Annotated in this window: 7 protein-coding genes; all 7 read left to right on the top strand. The window is 55.9% G+C overall.

Annotation, left to right across the window (positions count from 1 at the left end):
* The first annotated feature begins 4 nt into the window (after positions 1 to 4).
* The 7 genes from rpmH (at position 5) to rsmG (ending at position 7,023) form a co-directional block, all read left to right on the top strand.
* Positions 5 to 139 (top strand): 50S ribosomal protein L34, encoded by a 135-nt coding sequence (rpmH, locus tag CCX46_RS30610; protein WP_003213577.1) that lies wholly within the window; start codon positions 5 to 7, stop codon positions 137 to 139.
* Positions 140 to 155: 16 nt separating this feature from the next.
* Positions 156 to 557 carry a ribonuclease P protein component gene (rnpA, locus tag CCX46_RS30605; RefSeq protein WP_016984072.1) on the top strand — a complete coding sequence of 134 codons (402 nt, stop codon included), beginning with the start codon at positions 156 to 158 and terminating at the stop codon, positions 555 to 557.
* Positions 550 to 795, top strand: a complete 246-nt coding sequence (gene yidD / locus CCX46_RS30600) for a membrane protein insertion efficiency factor YidD (protein WP_010465488.1) — start codon at positions 550 to 552, stop codon at positions 793 to 795. Before rnpA ends, yidD begins: the two co-directional genes overlap by 8 nt.
* 2 nt (positions 796 to 797) lie before the next feature.
* Positions 798 to 2,480 (top strand): membrane protein insertase YidC, encoded by a 1,683-nt coding sequence (gene yidC / locus CCX46_RS30595; protein ID WP_095119693.1) that lies wholly within the window; start codon positions 798 to 800, stop codon positions 2,478 to 2,480.
* A gap of 81 nt (positions 2,481 to 2,561) precedes the next feature.
* A complete protein-coding gene (mnmE, locus tag CCX46_RS30590) occupies positions 2,562 to 3,932 on the top strand; it encodes a tRNA uridine-5-carboxymethylaminomethyl(34) synthesis GTPase MnmE (protein ID WP_127930335.1) in 1,371 nt (456 codons plus the stop codon).
* Between the two features lie 551 nt (positions 3,933 to 4,483).
* The gene (mnmG, locus tag CCX46_RS30580; protein ID WP_127930334.1) at positions 4,484 to 6,382 is read left to right on the top strand and encodes a tRNA uridine-5-carboxymethylaminomethyl(34) synthesis enzyme MnmG; all 1,899 of its coding nucleotides are present in this window, start codon (positions 4,484 to 4,486) and stop codon (positions 6,380 to 6,382) included.
* Positions 6,379 to 7,023 carry a 16S rRNA (guanine(527)-N(7))-methyltransferase RsmG gene (gene rsmG, locus CCX46_RS30575; RefSeq protein WP_095188719.1) on the top strand — a complete coding sequence of 215 codons (645 nt, stop codon included), beginning with the start codon at positions 6,379 to 6,381 and terminating at the stop codon, positions 7,021 to 7,023. Before mnmG ends, rsmG begins: the two co-directional genes overlap by 4 nt.
* Positions 7,024 to 7,037 lie beyond the last annotated feature (14 nt).

Raw genomic sequence — 7,037 nt, 5'->3', positions numbered from 1 at the left:
CGACATGAAACGTACTTTCCAACCAAGCACTATCAAACGCGCTCGTACCCACGGTTTCCGTGCTCGCATGGCTACCAAGAACGGCCGCGCAGTCCTGTCGCGTCGTCGCGCCAAAGGTCGTGCGCGTCTGGCAGTTTGATAATCCGGTACTGGAGGTGAGTCAGGACTTCAGTCGGGAAAAGCGTCTGCTTACCCCCCGGCATTTCAAGGCAGTCTTTGACTCCCCTACCGGCAAGGTTCCGGGGAAAAATCTCCTGCTCCTTGCACGCAACAACGATCTTGATCACCCCCGTCTCGGGCTGGTTATCGGGAAAAAGAGCGTAAAGCTCTCCGTTGAGCGCAATCGCCTCAAACGTTTGATGCGCGAATCGTTCCGTCTACACCAGGATTCACTGGTCGGCTGGGATATCGTTATCGTCGCGCGCAAAGGTCTGGGCGATGTAGAAAACCCCGAATTGATTCAGCATTTCGGCAAGCTCTGGAAGCGTCTGGCACGCAGCAAGCCAGTTCCAGAAGTCAAAACCGAAACTGTAGGGGTAGACAGTACCGATGCGTAAACTGGCCCTCGTTCCGATCCAGTTTTATCGCTATGCCATTAGTCCTTTGATGGCCAGCCACTGTCGTTTCTACCCCAGTTGTTCCTGCTACGCGTATGAAGCCATCGAAAATCATGGCCTTCTGCGCGGTGGCTGGCTGACCTTTCGTCGTTTAGGTCGCTGTCATCCGTGGAATCCCGGTGGTTATGACCCGGTTCCACCTATCCCTACCTCCCGTTCTTCTTCGATGGCCGAGTAATCATGGATATCAAACGCACGATCCTGATCGTCGCCCTGGCAATCGTGTCCTACGTTATGGTTCTTAAATGGAACCAGGACTATGGCCAGGCTGCCCTGCCGACTCAGAATGTTGCTTCCAGTACGACTACATCCGGTTTGCCGGACACCGCCACTGGCAATAATGCTGCCGCCAGTGACGATATTCCGCGCGCCGCTAGCGATACCAGCGCACCTGCCGAAACTCCGGTAGCCGCCAGCAAGGATCTGATCCAGATCAAAACCGACGTGCTCGATCTCGCGATCGATCCACAAGGTGGCGATGTTGCTCAACTGACCTTGCCTTTGTATCCACGTCGTCAGGATCGTCCTGATGTTCCGTTCCAGCTGTTCGATAACGGCGGCGAACGTGTTTATCTGGCCCAAAGCGGTCTGATCGGCACCAATGGCCCGGATGCAAATCCTGCCGGTCGTCCGGTCTACTCCTCGGAGAAGAAGACTTATCAACTGGCTGACGGTCAGGACCAACTGGTCGTAGACCTGAAGTTCAGCAAGGACGGCGTCAACTACATCAAGCGTTTCACTCTGAAACGCGGCCTGTATGACGTAGCCGTTTCCTACATTGTGGATAACCAGAGCGCTCAGCCCTGGAATGGCGCGATGTTCGCGCAGTTGAAGCGCGATGCTAGCGCTGATCCTTCGTCCACAACCGCTACTGGCACCGCGACTTACCTGGGCGCCGCCCTGTGGACAAGTTCGGAGCCGTACAAGAAAGTGTCCATGAAGGACATGGACAAGGCACAGCTGAAAGAAACCGTCACCGGTGGTTGGGTAGCCTGGCTGCAACACTACTTCGTGACCGCGTGGATTCCGGCCAAGGGCGAAAACAACATCGTCCAGACCCGTAAAGACAGCAAAGGCAACTACATCATCGGTTACACCGGTCCAACACTGACCGCTGCTCCGGGTGCCAAAGTTGAAACCAGCGCTGTGCTGTACGCCGGTCCGAAAAGCCAGGCTGTATTGAAAGAGTTGTCCCCAGGTCTGGAACTGACCGTCGACTACGGCATTCTGTGGTTCATTGCCCAGCCAATTTTCTGGCTGCTGCAACACATCCACGCCATTGTCGGTAACTGGGGCTGGTCGATCATCTTCCTGACCATGCTGATCAAAGGTATTTTCTTCCCTCTGTCGGCTGCCAGCTACAAATCGATGGCGCGTATGCGTGCCGTTGCACCGAAACTGGCTGCTCTGAAAGAGCAACATGGCGATGACCGGCAGAAAATGTCGCAAGCCATGATGGAGCTGTACAAGAAAGAGAAGATCAATCCGCTGGGCGGCTGCTTGCCGATCCTCGTACAGATGCCGGTTTTCCTTTCGCTGTACTGGGTTCTGCTGGAAAGCGTGGAAATGCGCCAAGCGCCGTTCATGCTGTGGATCACTGACCTGTCGATCAAGGATCCGTTCTTCATTCTGCCGATCATCATGGGCGCAACCATGTTCATCCAGCAGCAGCTGAACCCGACTCCTCCGGATCCGATGCAGGCGAAGGTCATGAAAATGATGCCAATCATCTTCACCTTCTTCTTCCTGTGGTTCCCGGCAGGTCTGGTGCTGTACTGGGTTGTGAACAACTGCCTGTCGATTGCACAACAGTGGTACATCACGCGTAAGATCGAAGCGGCGACGAAAAAAGCCGAGGCGTAACTTGCACTGTGGATAACACCACTCAAAACGCCCCCTAGTGGGGCGTTTTGCTATCTGCCACTTTTGTCTGGATTCCGGTTTATGAGCACACCTCGTGAAACCATCGCCGCCGTCGCCACCGCTCAAGGTCGCGGCGGTGTGGGCATCGTTCGTATTTCCGGGCCGTTGGCCAGCGTTGCCGCGAAAGCTATCAGCGGCCGTGAACTGAAACCGCGTTACGCCCATTACGGGCCGTTTTTCAGTGACGACCAGCAAGTGCTCGATGAAGGTCTGGCGCTGTATTTCCCGGGACCGAACTCGTTCACCGGCGAAGACGTTCTGGAACTGCAGGGCCATGGAGGCCCGATCGTGCTGGATATGTTGCTCAAGCGTTGCCTGGAATTGGGTTGCCGTCTGGCCCGTCCGGGTGAATTCAGTGAACGTGCCTTCCTCAATGACAAACTCGACCTGGCCCAGGCCGAAGCGATAGCCGATTTGATCGAGGCGAGTTCGGCACAGGCTGCACGCAATGCTCTGCGTTCTTTGCAAGGCGCTTTTTCCCAGCGTGTGCATAACTTGACCGAACAACTGATCGGTCTGCGCATTTACGTCGAAGCCGCCATCGACTTCCCCGAAGAGGAAATCGACTTCCTCGCCGATGGCCACGTGCTGAGCATGCTGGACAAGGTCCGCGATGAATTATCCACAGTACTGCGTGAAGCCGGGCAGGGCGCTTTATTGCGCGATGGCATGACCGTGGTGATTGCCGGTCGTCCGAATGCCGGCAAGTCCAGCCTGTTGAATGCGTTAGCCGGTCGAGAAGCGGCGATCGTCACCGAGATTGCCGGCACCACCCGCGATATTCTGCGTGAACATATCCACATCGACGGCATGCCGTTGCACGTTGTCGATACCGCAGGTTTGCGTGATACCGACGATCAGGTGGAAAAGATTGGCGTTGAGCGCGCACTGAAAGCCATCGGCGAAGCGGATCGCGTCCTGCTGGTGGTCGATGCGACCGCTCCGGAAGCGCTGGATCCGTTTGCCCTGTGGCCAGAATTCCTTGAAACCCGGCCGGATCCGGCCAAAGTTACGTTGATCCGTAACAAAGCAGACCTGACGGGTGAATCCGTTTCCCTGGAAGTCAGTGAAGATGGCCACGTGACGATCAGCCTGAGCGCCAAATCTGCAGGCGATGGTCTGGAACTGCTGCGCGATCACCTCAAGGCGTGTATGGGCTACGAGCAGACTTCGGAAAGCAGCTTCAGTGCTCGTCGTCGCCATCTGGAAGCGTTGCGCCATGCCAGTGCAGCACTTGAACACGGTCGTGCACAACTGACTCTGGCCGGCGCCGGCGAGTTGCTGGCCGAAGACCTGCGTCAGGCTCAGCACTCTCTAGGGGAAATCACCGGGGCATTCAGCTCTGATGATCTGCTGGGACGGATCTTTTCCAGCTTCTGTATCGGTAAATAACCCCCCGCTTTCCATAGACAGGTCCATTCGCGACCTGTCTGTGCCTCCTCTTTCTCAAATCTTTATCCAGTGCCGGGCAGATTTCGTCTCCCTGAGCGGATTTCTCGTGCCTGTTATTTCTTCATTCACCGCATTTCTGTGGATTAAGCCCTGTGAATAACTGCCACTGAGGCCGGTTGATAACAGGGCCTCAAAACTGGATATAAACCCCTCTGTGGATAACCACCCCTTTAATCCACAGGCTTAAACCGGTTATCCAAGGCCCTCATTGGCACATGGTCACAGGGTTTTGAATCTCTGTACACATTGAATATAAAGGCCTGTAGCAATCTATCCACAGAAAGTATGCTCAGTAAGAATAAACATAAAAACAAAGGTTTTATAAATTTCTCTCTTTTTTATTCTTTTAACCTCGAGTTCTCCACAGCTGGTTAAATTTTGTGCAAAGGGTTCTTTAGGAAGGGCGAAGTCCCTATACTTGTCGACCAGGTCCAAAAACCTGATCTCAAACTATTCCTGAATTACCTACTTAAGCAGGCACGAGGTGCGTGGTGGATTTCCCTTCCCGTTTTGAAGTGATCGTCATCGGCGGCGGTCATGCCGGTACCGAGGCAGCACTGGCCTCAGCACGTATGGGGGCAAAAACCCTGTTGCTGACGCATAACGTGGAAACCCTCGGTGCCATGAGCTGCAACCCGGCCATTGGTGGCATTGGCAAAAGCCATCTGGTCAAGGAAATCGATGCCCTCGGCGGCGCGATGGCAACGGCCACCGATTTGGGCGGCATCCAGTTTCGCGTGTTGAACAGCCGCAAAGGCCCAGCCGTACGGGCGACTCGTGCGCAAGCCGACCGGATTCTGTACAAAGCCGCTGTCCGCGAAATCCTCGAAAACCAGCCGAACCTGTGGATATTTCAACAAGCCGCTGACGACTTGATCGTCGAGCAGGAACAAGTCCGTGGCGTGGTCACGCAAATGGGTTTGCGGTTCTTCGCCGATTCCGTGGTGTTGACCACCGGTACGTTCCTTGGCGGACTTATCCACATCGGTTTGCAGAATTTTTCCGGCGGCCGTGCCGGTGATCCGCCATCGATTGCACTGGCTCACCGTCTGCGTGAACTGCCATTGCGTGTCGGTCGCCTGAAAACCGGTACACCGCCGCGTATCGACGGCAAGTCTGTGGATTTCTCGGTGATGACCGAGCAACCGGGCGATACGCCGATTCCGGTGATGTCGTTCATGGGCAACAAAGAACAGCATCCACGCCAGGTCAGTTGCTGGATTACTCACACCAACGCCCGCACCCACGAAATCATTGCCGCGAACCTCGATCGTTCGCCGATGTATTCGGCTGCCGGTGAAATCGAAGGCATTGGCCCGCGCTATTGCCCATCGATCGAAGACAAGATCCACCGCTTTGCTGACAAGGAAAGTCATCAGGTGTTTATCGAACCGGAAGGTTTGACCACCCATGAGCTGTACCCGAACGGGATATCCACAAGCTTGCCGTTCGACGTGCAATTGCAGATCGTGCAATCGATCCGTGGCATGGAAAACGCACACATCGTGCGTCCGGGTTATGCGATCGAGTACGACTACTTCGATCCGCGCGACCTGAAGTACAGCCTCGAGACCAAAGTCATCGGCGGTCTGTTCTTTGCCGGACAAATCAACGGCACCACCGGCTACGAAGAAGCCGGCGCCCAAGGTTTGCTCGCTGGTGCCAACGCCGCACTGCGTGCCAAGGGCAAAGAAGCCTGGTGCCCGCGTCGCGATGAAGCGTACATCGGTGTGTTGGTCGACGACCTGATCACCCTCGGCACCCAAGAGCCGTACCGCATGTTCACTTCCCGTGCCGAGTACCGCCTGATTCTGCGCGAGGACAACGCCGACCTGCGTCTGACCGAAAAAGGTCGCGAACTCGGCCTGGTCGATGACGCGCGTTGGGCGGCCTTCTGCAAGAAACGCGAAAGCATCGAACTCGAAGAGCAGCGCCTGAAAAGCACTTGGGTTCGCCCGAATACGCAGCAGGGCGATGCGATTGCCGAGAAATTCGGCACGCCGCTGACCCATGAATACAATTTGCTCAATCTCTTGAGTCGTCCGGAAATCGACTACGCTGGTCTGGTCAAAGTGACCGGCAACGGCGCCGAAGATCCACAGGTCGCCGAGCAGGTTGAAATCAAGACCAAATACGCCGGTTACATCGACCGTCAACAGGACGAAATCGCCCGTCTGCGCGCCAGTGAAGACACGAAATTGCCTGTGGATATCGATTACACCAACATTTCCGGTCTCTCCAAGGAGATCCAGAGCAAGCTCGGCGCGACTCGACCAGAGACGCTGGGCCAGGCTTCGCGGATCCCGGGCGTGACCCCGGCAGCGATTTCGCTGTTGATGATTCATTTGAAAAAACGCGGCGCGGGCCGTCAGTTGGAGCAAAGCGCTTGAGTTCTAAGGTCACTTCGCAACACGCCGAAGAGTTATCCACAGGAGCCCGCGAGCTCGGTGTCAACCTCACTGAAACCCAGCATGAATTGCTGCTGGGTTATCTGGCCCTGTTGATCAAATGGAACCAGGCCTACAACCTGACCGCCGTGCGCGATCCGGACGAAATGGTGTCGCGGCACTTGCTCGATAGTCTGAGCGTCATGTCGTTCATTGAAAACGGCCGCTGGCTCGACGTCGGCAGCGGCGGCGGCATGCCGGGTATCCCGTTGGCGATCCTGTATCCGGACGCGCAAGTGACCTGCCTGGACAGCAACGGCAAGAAAACCCGCTTTCTGACTCAGGTCAAACTCGAACTCAAACTGGATAACCTGCAAGTTATCCACAGTCGTGTCGAAGCCTTCCAGCCTGCTCAACCGTTCAACGGGATCATTTCCCGGGCGTTCAGCAGCATGGAAAACTTCACCAACTGGACTCGCCACTTAGGCGACGCCGATACACGCTGGCTGGCAATGAAGGGCGTCCATCCGGCCGATGAACTGGTAGCATTGCCGGCAGACTTCAAACTCGATAGCGAACACGCCCTGGCCGTACCCGGTTGCCAAGGCCAACGCCATCTGCTGATACTGCGCCGCACGGCATGATTGGGAACACAAGC

The sequence above is a fragment of the Pseudomonas sp. RU47 genome, from assembly GCF_004011755.1.
Lineage (GTDB): Bacteria > Pseudomonadota > Gammaproteobacteria > Pseudomonadales > Pseudomonadaceae > Aquipseudomonas.
Note: the sequence above shows the minus strand (reverse complement) of the source record. Positions and strands in the feature narration are given on the sequence as shown.